At 61.9% G+C, this 17,246-nt stretch carries 17 protein-coding genes; 9 read left to right on the forward strand and 8 right to left on the reverse strand.

The features are described 5' to 3' along the window. Positions 1-24 precede the first annotated feature (24 nt). Positions 25-750, reverse strand: a complete 726-nt coding sequence (locus C7411_RS25970; protein ID WP_243413348.1) for a helix-turn-helix transcriptional regulator — start codon at positions 748-750, stop codon at positions 25-27. Between the two features lie 156 nt (positions 751-906). Between C7411_RS25970 and C7411_RS25980 the strand changes: the two genes are divergently transcribed. Both C7411_RS25980 and C7411_RS25985 read left to right on the forward strand, forming a co-directional pair. Next, positions 907-1,938 carry a saccharopine dehydrogenase family protein gene (locus C7411_RS25980; protein WP_243413356.1) on the forward strand — a complete coding sequence of 344 codons (1,032 nt, stop codon included), beginning with the start codon at positions 907-909 and terminating at the stop codon, positions 1,936-1,938. Between the two features lie 23 nt (positions 1,939-1,961). Then, complete coding sequence (locus C7411_RS25985) at positions 1,962-2,915, forward strand: alpha/beta hydrolase (protein WP_110386883.1); 954 nt, start codon at positions 1,962-1,964, stop codon at positions 2,913-2,915. A gap of 243 nt (positions 2,916-3,158) precedes the next feature. On the opposite strand, the gene C7411_RS25990 is transcribed toward C7411_RS25985, so the two are convergent. The 3 genes from C7411_RS25990 to C7411_RS26000 form a co-directional block, all read right to left on the reverse strand. Further along, entirely contained in the window at positions 3,159-4,052 is an 894-nt protein-coding gene (locus C7411_RS25990; protein WP_110386970.1) for a pirin family protein, read from the reverse strand. Positions 4,053-4,206: 154 nt separating this feature from the next. Then, positions 4,207-5,316, reverse strand: coding sequence for a porin (locus tag C7411_RS25995; protein ID WP_110386884.1), 1,110 nt, complete (start codon positions 5,314-5,316; stop codon positions 4,207-4,209). Positions 5,317-5,413: 97 nt separating this feature from the next. Then, entirely contained in the window at positions 5,414-6,052 is a 639-nt protein-coding gene (locus C7411_RS26000; protein ID WP_110386885.1) for a hydrolase, read from the reverse strand. Positions 6,053-6,262: 210 nt separating this feature from the next. Here C7411_RS26000 and C7411_RS26005 point away from each other — a divergent pair, with 210 nt between their 5' ends. From C7411_RS26005 to C7411_RS26020, 4 genes are all read left to right on the forward strand, one after another. After that, complete coding sequence (locus C7411_RS26005) at positions 6,263-7,159, forward strand: LysR substrate-binding domain-containing protein (RefSeq protein WP_110386886.1); 897 nt, start codon at positions 6,263-6,265, stop codon at positions 7,157-7,159. Positions 7,160-7,334: 175 nt separating this feature from the next. Beyond that, on the forward strand, positions 7,335-8,192 hold the full coding sequence (locus C7411_RS26010) for a fumarylacetoacetate hydrolase family protein (RefSeq protein WP_110386887.1): 858 nt from the start codon (positions 7,335-7,337) through the stop codon (positions 8,190-8,192). A gap of 31 nt (positions 8,193-8,223) precedes the next feature. Beyond that, positions 8,224-10,017 carry an FAD-dependent monooxygenase gene (locus tag C7411_RS26015; RefSeq protein WP_110386888.1) on the forward strand — a complete coding sequence of 598 codons (1,794 nt, stop codon included), beginning with the start codon at positions 8,224-8,226 and terminating at the stop codon, positions 10,015-10,017. Positions 10,018-10,032: 15 nt separating this feature from the next. Further along, the gene (locus tag C7411_RS26020) at positions 10,033-10,968 is read left to right on the forward strand and encodes a VOC family protein (RefSeq protein ID WP_110386889.1); all 936 of its coding nucleotides are present in this window, start codon (positions 10,033-10,035) and stop codon (positions 10,966-10,968) included. Between the two features lie 186 nt (positions 10,969-11,154). Here the strand turns inward: C7411_RS26020 and C7411_RS26025 are convergent, their stop codons facing one another. After that, positions 11,155-11,880: an SDR family NAD(P)-dependent oxidoreductase gene (locus tag C7411_RS26025; RefSeq protein WP_110386890.1), complete on the reverse strand. Its 726-nt coding sequence runs from the start codon at positions 11,878-11,880 to the stop codon at positions 11,155-11,157. A gap of 250 nt (positions 11,881-12,130) precedes the next feature. Here C7411_RS26025 and C7411_RS26030 point away from each other — a divergent pair, with 250 nt between their 5' ends. Then, the gene (locus C7411_RS26030; protein ID WP_110386891.1) at positions 12,131-12,727 is read left to right on the forward strand and encodes a TetR/AcrR family transcriptional regulator; all 597 of its coding nucleotides are present in this window, start codon (positions 12,131-12,133) and stop codon (positions 12,725-12,727) included. Positions 12,728-12,840: 113 nt separating this feature from the next. On the opposite strand, the gene C7411_RS26035 is transcribed toward C7411_RS26030, so the two are convergent. The 3 genes from C7411_RS26035 to C7411_RS26045 are packed head-to-tail and all read right to left on the reverse strand — an operon-like array spanning position 12,841 to position 14,984. Next, on the reverse strand, positions 12,841-13,440 hold the full coding sequence (locus tag C7411_RS26035) for an NADPH-dependent F420 reductase (protein WP_110386892.1): 600 nt from the start codon (positions 13,438-13,440) through the stop codon (positions 12,841-12,843). 28 nt (positions 13,441-13,468) lie between these two features. Then, a complete protein-coding gene (locus C7411_RS26040) occupies positions 13,469-14,236 on the reverse strand; it encodes an SDR family NAD(P)-dependent oxidoreductase (RefSeq protein ID WP_110386893.1) in 768 nt (255 codons plus the stop codon). Positions 14,237-14,249: 13 nt separating this feature from the next. Further along, positions 14,250-14,984 (reverse strand): SDR family NAD(P)-dependent oxidoreductase, encoded by a 735-nt coding sequence (locus C7411_RS26045; protein WP_110386894.1) that lies wholly within the window; start codon positions 14,982-14,984, stop codon positions 14,250-14,252. Positions 14,985-15,090: 106 nt separating this feature from the next. Between C7411_RS26045 and C7411_RS26050 the strand changes: the two genes are divergently transcribed. Both C7411_RS26050 and C7411_RS26055 read left to right on the forward strand, forming a co-directional pair. Then, a complete protein-coding gene (locus tag C7411_RS26050) occupies positions 15,091-16,032 on the forward strand; it encodes a LysR family transcriptional regulator (RefSeq protein WP_110386895.1) in 942 nt (313 codons plus the stop codon). 383 nt (positions 16,033-16,415) lie between these two features. Further along, positions 16,416-17,246, forward strand: coding sequence for an oxidoreductase (locus C7411_RS26055; protein WP_110386896.1), 831 nt, complete (start codon positions 16,416-16,418; stop codon positions 17,244-17,246).

The following is a 17,246-nucleotide window of genomic DNA, read 5'->3' on the forward strand; positions in this document are numbered from 1 at the left end:
GCCCGCTTTTTTTGATCTCCGCAATCACATTTTCTGATTGCCGCCACGAATGTCCGAAGGCGTGGCGTCGAACCACTGACGGCAAGCGCGCGACAACGAGGATTGCGCAGGAAAGCCGAGCATTAACGCAATCCGGCCAATCGTCAGCCGGGTATTTCGAAGGTAATGGACCGCGAGCTGCTTTCTGAGCTCATCCTTTAGTAATTCGAAACTTGTGCCATCTTCCGAAAGGCGGCGCTGCAGCGTTCTCGGATGTAGCGCAAGAAGCGCGGCGACGCCTGATTTGTCGTCGCTCGACGTGCCAAGCGTCTGCCGCAGCACCTGACGAACGCGATCCGCCGTGCTCCCCTCAGCCGCACCGAAGTTCCGGAAAATATAGTCTTCCGCGATCTGATGAAACGAGGCGTTCGCGCCCTGAACATTGGCCGCAAAAGTATCGCGCGCGATGTGCAACGTTGCGCCCCCGGGTTCCTCAAGCAGTTTCGCCCCGAAAAAGCGTTCATATACCGCGCGGCTGACGACAGGTTCGTGTGGTATCGAAACGGCTCGAAGGTCGTATTTGTCCCCGGCAAACAGCCGCAGGAAATTGTGCGCATCCGCGAGGCAAAGGTCGCTGGCATCAAGGCGCCGACACTCATCGTCGCCGGCCGGCGCGATACGGTAACGCCGGCTGCGGCGGCCTGGCGTGCAGCCACACGCATTCCGGACTGCGAATTTCACCTCGTCGACGGCAACCACTTCGAACTGCATCTCGAAGGCGAGGCGGTGTGCCTGCAGAATATCGTACTACAGCTAGCGTTCCTGCGAAAACATCTAGGCGTCGACCCGTCCCCCACCATACTGCAGTCCTGCATGGCAGCGCCAAAGTAATTCGCGACAGTGAGTAAGGGAATGAGCGGAAAGCTGATGATCTACGGCGCGTACGGTTACACCGGTGAACTGATCGTGCGCGAAGCGCTACGTCAGGGACTGCGGCCCGTCATCGCGGGGCGAGACGGCAAGAAGCTCGGGCCGCTTGCAGATGCGCACGGTCTCGAGTCTCGGGCGTTCGCGGTTGCCGAAGCGAAAGCGTGCTTCGATGGTGTCGCCGTGGTGCTGAACTGCGCGGGGCCGTTTTCCACAACGGCCCACGCGCTCGTGAACGCCTGCATCGACAATTGCGTGCATTACGTGGACATCACCGGCGAAATCCCGGTCTTCCAGTTCTGCCATGCACAAGATGCGCGTGCGGTCAGCGCGGGTATCGTGCTTTGCCCCGGCGCGGGGTTCGATATCGTCCCGACCGATTGCCTGGCTGCGGCACTGAATGCGCAGATGCCCGATGCAGTGCGAATCGACCTTGCCTTTTCGTTTGGAACGAAGCCGAGTATTGGAACGGTGAAGACCATTCTGGAGTCCGCAGCAAGTGGCGGCCTGATCAGACAGCATCATCGCCTCGTTTCGGTGCCGAACGCCTGGCACATCCGACGCATTCCGTTTCCGGGCGGCACGCGCTGGGCCGTGTCGATCCCGTGGGGCGACGTGTTTACCGCGGGCATATCAACCGGCGTACCGGACGGAGTTGTCTACTGTGCGTTGCCGCTCACAATCGGTCTGACGATGCGGCTCACCAACTTCATGCGCACATGCTTTGCAGTTCCGTCCGTATCCAGGGCGCTCAACGCTGCTGCACAGCGGATCTTTGCCGGCGGTCCGGGCGCAGGCGCACGTGAAGTCCAGCGAACGGAGTTTTGGGCGCAGGCGACCAACATCGATGGCAAAACGGTCACGATGAAGTTGTCTGCGCCCAACGTCTACGCGATGACGGCGGACACGGCGCTGGCGATTGCCAACCACTGCCTGAGCCACCCGGTGCCGGCTGGGTACCGGACGCCGTCGATGCTCATGGGCAGCGCCTTTTTTCTGCAACGTCCGGGCTTTGACGTGTCGTACGCATGACACCACGTATGGAAATCTGAAGAATGACGACTTATGCACAGCAGCAAAACTGGCGGGACATTCAGCGCTTTCTCCCCGCCGAGTTTCAACTGTCGCCTGCGCAGGAGCCGCGGGAGGAATGGTGGCCGTGGAACGGGCATCGCATCCATCTGGACTGCTACCGCAACGCACGCGCGCCGCTGAAGGTGATGCTTTTCCATGGAGTGGGAACAAATGGCCGCCAAATGTCGACGATACTCGGCGCGCCGCTTGCGCATCGAGGCTTCGAAACCATCGCGATCGACATGCCGGAATACGGCCTGACACAGGTGAACCGCGGCAAGGCGGTGCGCTACGACGATTGGGTTCAGGCCGGGAGCGATCTCATCGACATGGAACTGGCGAAAGACAACCGGCCCATCGTGCCATACGGACTGAGCGCGGGCGGTATGCAGACGTATCACGTCGCGGCAAGGAACCGGAAAGTCAGTGGCATTGTCGGAATGACCTTTCTCGATCAGCGAATCCAGCAGGTTCGCGACGAGACAGCGTTCAACCTGTTCATGAGCCGTGTTGGCGGCCCACTCGCGACGTTGACCGCCCGTACGCCACTCGCCCGCCTGCGCATTCCCATGTCCGTAGCGAGCAAGATGTACACGCTCGTCAACGACCCGGCTGCGCTGAAAGCCTGCATGGCGGACAAAACGTCGGCGGGAAAGTGGGTGACCATGAGTTTTCTGGCCAGCTACACCGGCTATCAACCCGTTATCGAGCCGGAAGATTTCGACGTATGCCCGATACTGCTGACGCAGCCCGCGCAGGATCGCTGGACGCCCTTGCACCTGAGTCAATTGTTCCTGCAGCGAATCAGGCATGTTCCTGTCACAGTTACGCTGCTGGAAAACGCCGGCCATTACCCACTGGAGCAACCCGGCCTGAATCAGATGGTGACCGCGATCCATGACTTTTGCGTCGACGTGATACGCGACCACGCGTGATTGCGGATGGATGTCTCTGCTTGTCCGGGAGGCGCCGTTCGTTCCCGGCTTCGACAGGCCGTTCAAGCGTCAACTCATCTCCCGTAAGCAGTCATCGGACATCGAAGTCGGCGCTGGCCAACCGCTCAACCCGCGTCACCGCCCATTCGCGCACACGACGAAGTGTGAGCGAGACCGAGCGCGCCTGGCCAGACGCCACGTCCGACGTCAGGCCAGGGAGCGCTTCAGATGCTATGCCAGCGCTTACTGTGCCGTGACGCGTTGCTCCTTCGCGGCCATCTGTCCAAAACGCCCACTGTTGAAGTCCTCTACCGCCTCGCGAATCTCTTCGGTCGTGTTCATGACAAACGGGCCATGCGCAGCAACGGGTTCGTCGATGGGTTCGCCGCTCAATACCAGAACGATTGCGTCGCTCGTGGCGTCGAGCTGGACGTCGGTGCCCTCTCGTGCAAGGAGAACCAGTTGCGCGTCGCTGATGACCCGCTCGTCGCCGTTGACGCGAACCTGACCTCGCAGCACGACTAGTGCGAGCGTCCGGCCCTCCGGTAGCGTCAACGCTGCGCCATGTCCTGCATTGAGCCGCACATCCCAGACATCCATCGGCGTGAAGGTGTGCGCTGGTCCCGCCTTGCCCGCGAAGTTGCCGGCGATCACCCGCACCTGTCCCGCGCCTGCCGGCAGGTCGACCGACGGGATCTGGCTGGCTACGATGCTCTGGTAGCCGGGGGCCGTCATTTTGTGCTTCGCTGGCAGATTGACCCAGAGCTGCACCATCTCGAGGGTCCCGCCTGTTTTCGCGAACGCGCGCGAGTGGAACTCCTCATGCAGAATGCCAGCGCCCGCCGTCATCCACTGCACATCGCCGGGACCGATCTGGCCACCACTACCCGTTGAGTCGAGGTGCTCCAGTTCGCCCTCGTACACGATAGTCACGGTTTCGAAGCCACGGTGCGGATGCTGCCCGACACCCAGCCGGCGGTTCGTTGGCGCAAAGCTTTTCGGTCCCGCGTAGTCGAGCATCAGGAAAGGGCTCACATGGCGGCCCATGGTGTGATGCGAGAACAGTGTGCGCACGGGAAAACCGTCGCCGACCCAATGCCCGTTGGGGTTGCTATAAGCGCCGAGAATCTTTTTCATCATCGAATATTCCTGTTTGACGGCCAGTGGCCGTGGTTGCATGGATACAGGGTAGTCGCGCGACGATGACGGCGGTAGAGGGTGGAAGTCGCCCTCTGTGTCTCACTAATGGAACAATGGAACAGGCTCATTCGCATCGTTCCGGGCGCGCCGATCAGAATCTCGTCTGTAGCCCGATGCGTACCAGTGTCTGTGAACGGTTGCTCGCCGCCGCGTCGGGCTCAAGCAACCCGTTGATCCAGGCTTGCGTCGTTTCCGAGTCGCCGCTGGCACGCTGATAGACGGCTTCGACGTAAGCCATCGTTCGCTTCGAGAAGTGATATTGCACCGCTGTGGTGATCTGGTGAGCCTTGTTGTTCTCGAGCACCTGGTTTCCCTTCATGTACTGGTAGTCGAGTCCTGCCGACCAGGGACCTGAAATCGTCCAATACGCGCCCGCCTTGTAGACGTCAATCCTGGCGCCGCTTGCCGTATTCCTCGTGTTTGTGTACAGCAGCATGGCAAGCAGGCTGCCGAACCTGTAATGCGCGCCGGCCCCAAAGTTTCGGATACCTTCATGCCCATTACCTAGTTCCGGATATTTGGCTTCGATATATGCGACCCCGACCGCAAGCGGCCCGTTCTCGTAGTTCATCCCTGCGCTGATCGTCGAATTGGCGGAAAACGAACCCGCAATGCCGCCAAAGCCATACAACGCGCCAAAACTGAATCCGGAAAGAGATGGACTGCGATATTTGACCGCGTTCGCCACACGCGTTGCGCCGGCCAGGCGGTCAAAATCGAACGAGCCGGTCGGATTCTGCGGTATGCCCAGCGCGCTGAACGGTCCCTGGCGAAAATCATAAAGCCCGCCAAACAGGAACGCGCCGTCAAAGAGACCGAGCGTCAATGTCTCGAACATGAAATCGTACTGGTTACCAAACGTAACGGTGCCAAAACGCTCGTCGGACAGCCCCACGTAGGCGGTGCGATTGAAGATCTGGCCCGCGCCCGGGATGGTTGAGCCGCTGCCGAGATCGAACTGTGAAGTCAGATTGAACAGGGCCTTTGTTCCGCCGCCCAGATCCTCGCTTGCGCTGAACGTCAAAACGTTCGGCGCGAAGATCCCGCTGTCGAACTGCGTTACCGAGCCGCCATGTTCGTTATTCACCCACGTCACACCGCCGTCGACCATGCCCTGCAACGTGACACTGCTTTGGGCGTACTGGTTGGCGTGGAAGCAGGCTGCGCTCAGGCAGACTGCCCGAGCGGTCTGTCTCTTCATGTTGATCGATTTCCTGCCGTCAACGATTGCCCGGCTATTCGTCAGACATCGCACAGGCGCGCGGGCGGATACCGCAACCGGCCGCGCGCCCGATACGTCAGTTCTTGTCGTACGAGAACTGGATGCCGGCCGTGCCCCCGGTTTCAATGAACAGGTCAATGAACGCGGGGACGGTTTCGCTGCGCGCCCAGTCGCGCTGCAATTCGCAGAACAATTGGGCGACACTGATCATCTTGCCGCCTGCCTGTTCGATACGGCGCAACGCGGCTTCGTGCGCAGCGACGGACGTGCCGCCGACCGCGTCGACGACCACGTAGACTTCGTAGCCGGCCTTCAGTGCATCGAGCGCGGGGAACGTCAGGCAGGCTTCCGTCCATAGCGCCGTCATGATCAGCTTCTTGCGGCCGGTCGCCTCGACGGCCTTGCGGAATTCAACGTCTTCCCACGAGTTGATGCTCGTCCGATCGTAGGTCGGGAAGTCGCCTAATGCGGCGCGAAGTTGCGGAATCGGCGGCTTGTTCAGGCCCGTCTTCACGTTGACCGTCGAATGGACGATCGGCAGCTTGTAAGTGACCGCGGCCTTGGCCGCGCCCACGATGTTGTTGATCAGCAGTTGTCGATCCATCGACGCGATGGAATTCACCTGGACCGGCTGGTAATCGATGACGATGAATGCCGCATTCTGCGGGGTGAGCAGAGGGTCGTTCGCGGGGTCGCGAATGGGTTCGCTTGCCATGGTTGTCTCCAGAAACAGTGCAGGAAGTGAAAGTGGGATCCCGAGGACCGATGCGAGAAACATCGGATCTGCATGCACGGCCAATGCTATGCGGGCGGCTCACCGCCTTGAAGTCCTGAAAGATGCCGACTGTGTTCCATGCGCGGAACAATGACGGTCTGGACCCATAATGCTTTAAGATGTCTCGATTGTTCTGCCAAAGGAACAGTCATGGACGACCTGAACGACATCTATTACTTCGTGAAAGTGGTCGAAAACCATGGTTTCACGCAGGCAGGCCGGGCGCTCAACATGCCCAAGTCCAAGCTGAGCCGGCGCGTCGCCGACCTCGAAGCCAGATACGGCGTTCGCCTGCTCAACCGCTCCACGCGGCATTTCTCGGTGACGGAAACCGGACAGGAGTTCTACGAGCGCTGCATCGCGGTGCTCGTGGAAGCCGATGCCGCCCGCGAGGTGATGGAGCGCAGGGTTTCCGAACCCCAGGGCGTCGTGCGCATGAGTTGCCCGACTACGCTGCTCGAATATCGCATCGGAGCCCTCGTGGCTGACTTCATGATGCAATACCCGAAGGTGCGAATTCTTCTTGACGCCACCAATCGCAGGGTCGACGTGCTGGGCGAAGGACTCGATCTCGCGCTGCGCGTGCGTTTCCCACCGCTCGAAGACAGCGGGCTCGTCATGCGTGTGCTCTCCGGAAGTCCGCAGCGTCTCGTTGCAGCGCCGGCGCTCCTGACACAGCACCCAACGGTTACGCATCCGGCCGATCTCGCCGGCATGCCGAGCCTCGACTGGGGACCGCCGCGCGATCACGCCTGGACGCTGGTCGGCCCGGACGCCGCCGAGGCGCGCGTGCCTCACGCGCCGCGCTACATCACCGACGACATGACGGTGCTTCGGCAGGCTGCCCTGAAAAGCGTGGGCATCGTCCAGTTGCCCTACATGGTCGTCGAGAACGAGCTCGAGAAAGGCGCGCTGGTTGACGTGGTGCCAGGCTGGAAGCCCAAGGGCGGCCTGGTCCATGCCGTCTTTCCGTCTCGCCGGGGCCTGCTGCCGGCCGTCCGGCTGCTGATCGACTATCTCGCCACGCACATTCAGAAAGACGAGTAAGCGCCTCGCGCGAGATATCCGGTTTCGGTCGCGCGCGCCGGCTGCCCCCTCTTCGATTGTTCCTCATGCAGGACACTCTGTACGGCCGCGCGATCTACCGCGGCCGCCAGCCCATTTCTATTCTTCCCCCATCGAGCTTCGATATGCCACCACACTGACAACACATGGAGACGCCATGCGGTACATCCACTTTTCCCCCGACAATCGCCGCCGGCTGCTCGGCATCGTGCAGGGCAATACCATCCGCTCGCTCGGCGAGACGACCCTTGACGATCTGCTCGCGCGTGGCGTCGACCTCGCATCCCGGGGCGCGTTGCACCAGGCGCACGCCGAGGAATTCCCAACGGCTTCAGTGACGTTTTTTCCGCCGCTCGCACGCCCCGGCAAGCTGCTGTGCATCGGACTCAACTACGCTGACCACACGAAGGAAAGTCCGTATGAACAGCCCGACTATCCGACGATCTTCCCGCGCCTGAACTCGAGCCTGATCGGCCACGAAGCGCCCATGATCCGCCCGCGCATCTCCGATTCGCTCGATTTCGAAGGCGAACTCGCGGTCATCCTTGGCCGCGGCGGCCGCCACATTTCGAAGCAGCATGCGCTCGCGTGCGTTGCGGGCTACTCGATCTTCAATGACGGCTCCGTGCGGGAGTACCAGTTCAAGTCGCCGCAATGGACGGTCGGCAAGAATTTCGACGGCACCGGCGCGTTCGGCCCGATGTTCGTCACAGCAGATGAACTGCCCGCAGGCGGTGCGGGCCTCAAGCTCGAAACACGCCTGAACGGCCGGGTCGTGCAATCGGCGAATACGAACGACATGCTGCACGACGTCGCTTCGCTCATCGCCGTAATCAGTGAAGCGATCACGCTGGAAGCCGGCGATGTCATCGTGAGCGGCACGCCCGCTGGCATTGGCTGGGCGCGCGAGCCAAAGCTCATCATGCGTGCCGGCGACGTATGCGAAGTCGAGATCGAAGGACTCGGCGTATTGCGCAACGTCGTCGTCGATGAAGACACGTCGATCCAGCGTTGATCGATCGTCAAGTTCCCCTGAAGGAGGAGACATGAAACAGATTCGCGTCCCGGTTTTCGTGGTGGGTGCAGGCCCCGCCGGACTCACCACTGCCGCACTGCTGGCGAAATACGGTGTCGACGCGCTGGCGATCACGCGCTACCCCGGCACGGCCCATTCGCCTCGCGCGCACATCACGAATCAGCGTACCATCGAGGTGTTTCGCGATCTCGGCATCGAGGATCGCGTCCGCGCTCTCGCCACACCCCATGAGCTGATGTCGAATAACGTGTGGGCCACCAGCTTTGCCGGCACGGAACTCGCGCGGCTGCAGACATGGGGCACCGGCGTTGCGCGCAAGTCCGACTATGAGGCGGCAAGCCCCTCGCAGATGTGCAATGCGCCGCAGCATCTGCTTGAACCGGTCATCCTCTCGGCCGCGCGCGAATACGGTGCGAAGATTCTCTTCAATACGGAACTGGTTTCGATCCGGCAGACTGACGAGGCCGTTTATTCGCGGCTCGTCGATCGCGTGACCGGTGAGGAAATCGAAGTGATCTCCGACTATGCAGTGGGAGCGGACGGCGCGCAAAGCGTGGTCGTGAAGGATCTCGGCTTCCAGATGGACGGAGAGATGGGACTTGGCTGCGCGGTCAACTGCTGGCTGGAGGCCGATCTGACGAAGTACACGGCACACCGCCCTGGCGTGCTGTACTGGATGACCCAGCCGGGCAGCGACTACTGGGTGGGCAGCGGCACCTGGATCTGCGTGCGCCCGTGGAACGAATGGGTTCTGCTCTTCATGTACGACCCGAGGGAGGGCGAGCCCGATCTCAGCGAGGAAGCCGTGATCGCGCGCGCCCGTGCCACCATCGGCGAGGCGGACATCCCCGTTCGTGTGAAGGCGGTTTCGAAGTGGACCATCAACCGGATGGTCGCGCGCACCATGGTCAGGGGCCGCGTGGCGATCGCGGGCGATGCCGCGCACCGGCATCCGCCGGCCAACGGACTCGGCTCGAATACCTCCGTGCAGGACGCGTTCAATCTGGCCTGGAAACTCGCGATGATCGTCAAGGGCGAGGCATCGCCCGCGCTCCTGCAAACCTATTCGGACGAGCGTCAACCGGTTGCCGAGGGCGTCGTGAACCGGGCGATAAAATCGGTCGGCGAGATGCAGTCGATTGCGAGCGCCCTCGGCTTCTCGCAAGGGCAAAGCACCGCGGACGGCCGGGCCTCGCTCGATGAACTGTTCTCGGACAGCGAAACCGGCAAGACGCGTCGCAAAACACTCGCGCGGGCCATCGATCAGCAGAACTATCAGTTCAACTGTCATGGCGTCGAACTGGGGCAGCGCTACGAATCGGCCGCAATCGTGCGCGATGGCGCGACCTTCCCCGCCGCCCGGCGCGACCCCGAACTGTATTACCACCCGACCACGACGCCCGGCGCGTATCTTCCACATGCGTGGATCGAGCGCGAGGGCAAGAAGGTATCGACGCTCGACCTGGTCGGTAACGGTGTGTTCACGGTGCTGACCGGTCGTGGCGGCGAGGACTGGCTCGACGCCGCGCGGCAGATCGGCGACGAGTTCGGCATCAGGATCGAAGCGGTGTCGATCGCGCACGCGACCGATACATTCGATGCGTACGGGCAGTGGGCCGCCCAGCGCGAGATCGAGGACGACGGCTGCGTGCTGGTGCGGCCGGACCGCTTCGTGGCCTGGCGCTCCACCACCCGCGCGGCGGACCCCGCGATGGAACTGCGGCGCGTGCTGGCGCAAGTGCTCGGCACTGCACCGCGCGCACCGAGCGGCGCGCAGGTGCACGCAAGCGGCGTGGCCGCGTGACACGGGAGTGGGTTCATGACATCGACAACGAACAAGCGCGCGCGTTACGGCATTCATTCGATCGACCATTTCGCGCTCGATGTGCCGGGTCTTGGGGAGGCCATGCGCTTCCTCGACGCGTTCGGCCTCGAACTTGAAGCGCAGCCTGGCGAGCTGCTGCTGCGCACGCCGCAAAGCGATCACGTGTGGGCGAAGGTCCGCGAGGGTGCGCGCAAGCAACTCGCGTATCTCGCGCTGAACTGTTTCGCCGACGACTTCGCCCCGCTGTGCGAGCAGATTCTGGCAGCCGGCGCGCAGGCCGCCGCACCCGCGCGGCTCGCGCCGGACGCAGGCTTCTGGTTCCACGATCCGGATGGCAACCTGTTGCAACTCAAGGCGGGCGTGAAGACGTCGCCCGGCTGCAAGCCGCCTTTGGTCCGGGAATCGGCATCCTCGCGTTTGCGCGGTGCGTGCGCCCGCGCCGACGCGCCGGTTACACGCCCGACGCGGCTTTCTCATGTCCTGATGTTCACGCCGGACGTGCGCGGCGCAGTCGCGTTCTACGAACGCGCACTGGGCCTCACGCTATCCGACGGATCCGAGGGCATCGTAGCGTTCCTGCATGCGCGCTACGGCAGCGATCATCACCTGGTTGCATTCGCGCACGGTGCAGCGAAGGGATGGCACCACAGCGCATGGGATGTTCCGGATATCGAGGCGGTCGGCCTGGGCAAGATGCAGATGCAGCGGGCGGGCTATCCCGACGGATGGGGCGTGGGGCGCCACGTGCTCGGATCGAACTACTTTCAATATGTGCGTGACCCGTGGGGTTCGTTCTGGGAATACTCGGCCGATATCGACTTCGTCGGCGCAGGCACCGAGTGGCCCGGCGGCAATCATCCGCCCGAAGACTCCTTGTATCTGTGGGGTCCGGACGTGCCCGCGTACTTCTTTGCGAACACGGAAGCTTGAAACGCATGGAACCAGGGGCCGATGAAGGTCTGGCGATTGGGGGGGTGTGGGCGGCGCTTGCCATGCTTCGAAGCGTGATAGCGGGTCGGAAAAACCGGATTGCCGGCACGCGACGATTTTCCACCCGGGTTGGCGGGTTGCGTTTTGGCAGACGCTGCGCGGGTTACGGCCATCGCCATGCGGCATTCAAGCGCCGAGGTGCAGCGAGACGTGTTCCAGTTTCCGGTTGTCGGTCGCCCACAACTGCTCGACTTGCTGCGCCAGCGGATCGGGGAAGATGTAGGAGTGTCCTTCGGCGATGCCCTTCACGATATTGACGGCGGCATATTCGGGCGTTGCCTTGTCCGGATAAGGCACTTCCTTCGCGAGGACCGTCTCAATCGGTCCAGGATAGATGCCGATAACGGTGACGTTGTCTTTTTCCAGCGTCCCGCGCAGAGATTGGGTAAGAGAGTGCAGCGCTGCCTTGGAAGCCGAGTAACCGGCCATCAAGGGCACAGCCGACAGGCCAACTACGCTGCATATATTCGCGATGGTGCCGGACTTGCGGGTCACGAACTGCGGGGTGAATGCCCGGAGAACGCGGAGGGTGCCGAAGTAATTCGTCCGCATGTCGTCTTCGAAGGTTTCCCAGTCGCTGCCGAGGTAATTGCCGAAGGCCAACGTGCCGGCATTGTTGACGAGCACGTCCACGTCCTGCGCCGCGGCGGCGGCCCCGTTGACGGATACATCGCTCGTGATATCCATTTGCAGCGGAACGACCCGCGAGTCCCCGAACGACGGCAGCGCCTTTGGATCGCGCGCTGTGGCATAGATTTTTGCCACATCGACTTTCAGCAATTCCTTCACGATGGCCGCACCAATGCCGCGATTGGCGCCGCTCACCAGCACGACTTTGTTTGAAAGAGTCATAGTTTTCTCCTGAGTGTTTGATACCCGTTGCGGGTATATCCAAAGGCCGTTCGGCCGTTGCCCTGGCTGGAATCCATGCATCCGCGACCGGTTTTACGACAAGACAGCCTTGCCGAATGCACGCCGGGCCGAACGCTCGCACCACACAAGTAAACGATGTCGTTTACTTATGCATATATGTAAACGGTGTCGTTTACTTTGTCAACCAGATTTGTTATAAATGCGAAAATGGACTTCGCGAGGTGACGAGATGGAGCAGCGCACGGAAATCGAAGGCAAGGAGCTCGAGATCGTTAAATATGCGTTCGATCGCTTCTACGATGCCGGCTTTCATGCGACGGGAATGGAAGCGGCCATGGCCGGCAGCGGTATATCCAAGCGCACGCTTTACAAGTATTTTCCGTCGAAAGAGGATCTGATCGCGGCCGTATTGCGACTCTATAGTGAGGGCATCGTGCATGAACTCTTCGATCCGGTCGCGCACATCAGCGACCCGCGCGAGCAGATCATTGAGTTCTTCGATGTACGCAAGATTACAGGCCGGATGCTCACACGCGGTTGTCTGGGGATGAAAGCGGCACAGGAATATGCCGGGAAGCACGAGGGCATCGTCGAACTTGGCATTGCGGCAACTTCACGTGGTGAAGTGAAGTTCCTCGAACTGTGCAAGCAGGCGGGCTTCGCCAAACCTCAGCGTCTCGCGAGGCAACTCAACCTCCTTCTTCAGGGGGCGTTGGCGCTTTCGCACGCCTCGGGCGAAACCTCGGCATTCCTGCTGGCAAAGGACGCGGCGTCGACGATTCTGGAGAACGCGCCGCTGGTGCAGCCTGCACGCGCAGGATCGTAGCGTCGGTTGGCCGGGTTCCCCCCGGCCGATTGTCGGTTTATCGCGTCATCTCGGGAGCGAGGCCGCGCGATTACGGTAAAGATGGACTCAGCGAAATGTCTGGAAACTGTTGTTCATCGGTCGAACTTGATCAAGTCCTTGAAGATCAGTTGCCCCCAGCTATTTCCGCGCGCATGTACGAGCAGCCCGCCTTCAGAAAGCCCACCAAGCTTGATTGGCGCGAAACCGAGTTGTTCTGCAAGCGCGCCAGTCTCCGCTGCGGCGCGGTCATCATCGCTCGCCAGAAACACGACTCTCCTTCCACCGTGTACGGACGGGTCCTGGTCAAGGACAGCCGCGGCCAGATGGTTGAAGCCTTTCACCAGATCGGCCCCGGTGAACGCCTTCGCGACGACTGCAGAGGATGGAAGACCGTCCAGTTGCTCAAGCGGGGCCTGCGTGTTCATTGCGTCGATGATGATCTTTCCCTTCCAGTTTGGCAGCGTCTTTGCGACCTCCGGGTGCGACTCGAAACGGACAGCCAAAAAGATGATGTCCGCCTTGACGGCTTCCGCAAGGGTTTTGGGAATGATCGTGGGCCCGATCGCGGCCGTATGGGATGCAAAGCTTGCAGGGTCACGCGTGGTTGCAACGGATACTTCGATGCCGCTGCGGGCAAACGCCCTGGCCAGCGCCTGGCCGATTTTGCCGAAGCCGATGATTGCGTAGCTCATGAGATTCTCCTTTGGTTTTCCGGCGCGCTCAGAGCTTGTAGCCGCCGCTCGCTTCAATCGTCTGGCCGGTCACCCAATGGCCATCGCCGGAGGCCAGGAACGCCACGACGGCAGCGATTTCCGAAGGTTCGCCGAAGCGTCCCAGCGCGATTTCGGCCTCGACGGCCTTCACGAGTTCGGGATTCTCACGGAAGGCGGCGTTCGCATCGGTTCGCGTGAAGCCAGGGGCGACGGCGTTCGCGGTGATACCACGCGGCCCCAGTTCGATGGCGAGCGTGTGGGTCAGGGTGTTGATGGCCGCTTTGGCCATCGAGTAGACGGGCGCAGCCGTCACGGGCTTCGTGGCGGCAGCTGACGAGATGTTGATGATGCGTCCACCATTGGCGAGACGATCCAGAGCGGCCTGAACGATGAAGAAAGGTGCGCGGGCGTAGACCGCCATCAGGGTGTCCCAACTGTCCGGTGTCGCGTCCTTGAAGCCGACCCAGCCGGAATTGCCGGCGTTGTTGACCAGAATGTCGAGGGTTTTGCTTCCGTTGCGCCGGGTGAATTCGTCGTCGAGTTTCTCGAACAAGGCCGGGACGCTTGCCGGGTCAACGAGATCCGCGTGGATCGCGAACGCAGTGCCTCCCGCTTTCTCGATGGCCGCAACCGCCTCCTCTGCTCCGGCTTTGCTGGCGTTGTAGGTCAGCGCGACCGTCGCACCGTCCTTCGCAAGACGTTCGGCGATGGCGCGGCCAATGCCCCGCGATGCCCCGGTAACGAGAGCGGTCTTGCCCTTTAATGATTGTGCCATTTGATTTTTCTCCTCAGAGTTGCGCCAGACCGCCATCAACGGCGACCTCGCTGGCGGTCATGAAGCTGCTGTCCGATGACGCGAGAAAGGCTGCCACAGCCCCGATCTCCGCCGGATCGGCCATGCGCTGAAGCGGATTCATCGAGGCGAAGACCTTCTGGCCGTCCTCGCCCAACGCTGCCTTCGCAAGCTCGGTCGCGGTCGGCCCGGGAGACAGCACGTTGACCCGGATGCCGGTGCCCTTCAGATCCTCCGCCCAAGTCCGGGCGAGGTTGCGCACGGCCGCCTTGCTCGCGCTGTAGGCGCTGAATGCCGGGGCACCCGTGGTGCCCGCGCTCGATCCGGTCAGGATGATCGAACCGCCCTGGCCCATGAGAGGCAGCGCCTTCTGGACCGTGAAGATCGTGCCCTTTACGTTGGTGCCGAAGGTCTCGTCAATGTGCTCGGCGGTGATCTGGCCGAGCGGAAGCGGACTTCCCGTCCCGGCATTGGCGAACACGATGTCGAGGGTTCCGCGCTCGGCCTTCACCGCCGCGTAGAGTCGGTCGAGGTCGGCCAGATCGGAGACCGAGCCGTTCACCGCACGGGCATTGGGCCCGAGGGCGGCCACCGCGGCGTCGAGCGCTGCCTGCCGGCGGCCGAAGATGAAGACGAACGCGCCCTCCTCGACGAAGCGCTTCGCTGCGGCGCGGCCGATGCCGGTAGCGCCTCCGGTGATCACGGCGGTCTTTCCATTCAGTCTGTTCATGTCATGCATCCTTCGAAACAAAAGCGACGAACACCATTCTGAAGCGCTTGATTCATGAAGCCAATTGACTGAATATCTATAAGTACCATCTACTTTTTAGATATATATGCTGGATAACGTCACCATCAATCAACTTCGTGCCTTCGTCGCCGTGTGTGACCAGGGAAGCTTTTCCGGGGCTGCACGGGAGCTGAGGCGTGCACAGTCGGCGATCAGTCATGCGATCAACGCGCTCGAGAGTGCCTTCGATGTGGTGCTGTTCGAGCGCAACACTCGCAAAGCGACGCTGACGGCTGCTGGCCGCAGCCTCCTGCCTGATGCTCGCGGGGTGATCTCGCGCACCGAGGAAATGAAGATGCGCGCGGTTGCCATTGCTGAAGCCGGGGTCCCACAGATCTCGGTTGCCGTGGATACCTACTTTCCGCGTACGCACCTGATCGAATGCCTGCGCACCCTGCAGGCGGACTTTCCAACGGTTGCGATCAATCTGCGCATGACGACCATGCAGGACGGCGAGCGTTTGGTTCTCGAAGGCACATGCGCGTTGGCGGTGACGATCACGGACGTGCCGGAACTGAGCCCCGGCACCATAGAAAGGCAGCATCTATGTGACGCGCAAATGGTGACCGTCTGTGCGCCATCGCATCCGCTGGCCGCAATCGCGGGGCCAATTCCCCGGGAGGAATTTGGCCGGCACATCCAGCTCGTCGTGACCGACAATCAGCCCGATGCGGAAAAGACACAACAAGGGGTTGCCAGTGAACGCCAGTGGCGGGTGAATGACCTCGGCGCGAAGCATGATCTGCTCAAGGGAAGCTTGTGCTGGGGGCACATGCCGCATCATATGGTGGCGGAAGACCTCGCGAAGGGAACGCTTGTCGAACTCCAACGGCGCGCATGGCACATGCGCCCCCTCACGTTCATGATCTCGCAGCGGCGCGGGTACTCGTTTTCCGAATGTGAGGCACGGCTGGTCGAGCTCCTTGGCAATCGTCATCCCTTCTCGAAAGGCGGGAAGAGCAAGGCCAGTGTAGCGCGCGGTCGCTGATGGGTTTGCGCCGCGGCGCGGCGGTCCAGACCGTGATGTGAGCGCCGGCAGAGGTCGGCCATAAGGCGTCATCCGCTCGCAGCGTCGCGTAGACATTCAAACGTCGGATCCAGTCGCGAACCGGCCGTTAGTTTTCGCGACAGTCCGGATGTTGCGCACACAGATCGTAAGGACTGAGCCCGGATCGCACAGTGGCGGATGACGCCGCTCCCGTTGCGAGTAGCGCCATTCTTCCCGGAACGGGAGGGCTGCGCGGCGGACCGCTTCCTGGTCGCCGCTCTCGCCATGGCGCGAATTGCGACCCGTATGGCGCCTTTCGTTAGTGCGCCGGCGCCGTGCGGAGAGTAACGTTCACTCCAGTCAGAACTCGCTGAGAGACCACGATGTTTGATAGAAGCAAGAAGACGGCCCTCGTGACGGGCGCCTCCTCGGGCATGGGTAAGGAAATCGCCCGGCAACTGATCCACGACGGCTTCCAGGTCTACGTGGCTGCGCGGCACGTCGACAGGATGATCGACCTGGAACGCCTCGGCGCGAGGCCGCTGCGCATGGACCTTTCCCGCGAGGCAGAGATCGTGTCGGCGGCCGAGACGATTCTCAAGGAAACCGGGGGAGTAGACGTGCTCGTCAACAACGCCGGGTTCGGGCTGTACGGGCCGGTGGAGGACATCGGCATCGAGGAGGCGCGATACCAGTTCGAGGTCAACGTGTTCGGCACGGCCCGCCTCACGCAGTTGCTCCTGCCTGCCATGCGCGAGAAGGGAAGCGGCACGATCGTCAACATCACGTCGATGGGCGGCAAGATCTATACGCTGCTCGGCGCGTGGTATCACGCGACGAAGCATGCCCTCGAAGGCTGGTCGGATTGCCTGCGGCTCGAGCTCGCGCCTTTCGGCATCCGCGTCGTGATCGTGGAGCCCGGCCTGATCGAGACAGGGTTCGGCGACGTGCTTTCGCGCGGCCTGCTGGCGCGTTCCGGCAGCGGTGCCTACGCGAAGCTGACCCAGGCTGTCGCAAAGTCGACGCAGCAAGCCTATGGCAACGGACGCGGTACCGGCCCGGGTGTCATCGCCAACGTGGTATCGCAGGCCGTGCGCGCGAGAAAACCGCGCACGCGATACGTGGCCGGCAAGTACGCGAAACCGATGATCCTGATCCGCGCCTGGTTTGGCGACCGCATGTTCGACCGCATGATCATGAGCCAGATGCGCTAG

This window comes from Paraburkholderia silvatlantica (genome assembly GCF_003096715.1).
GTDB lineage: Bacteria > Pseudomonadota > Gammaproteobacteria > Burkholderiales > Burkholderiaceae > Paraburkholderia > Paraburkholderia silvatlantica.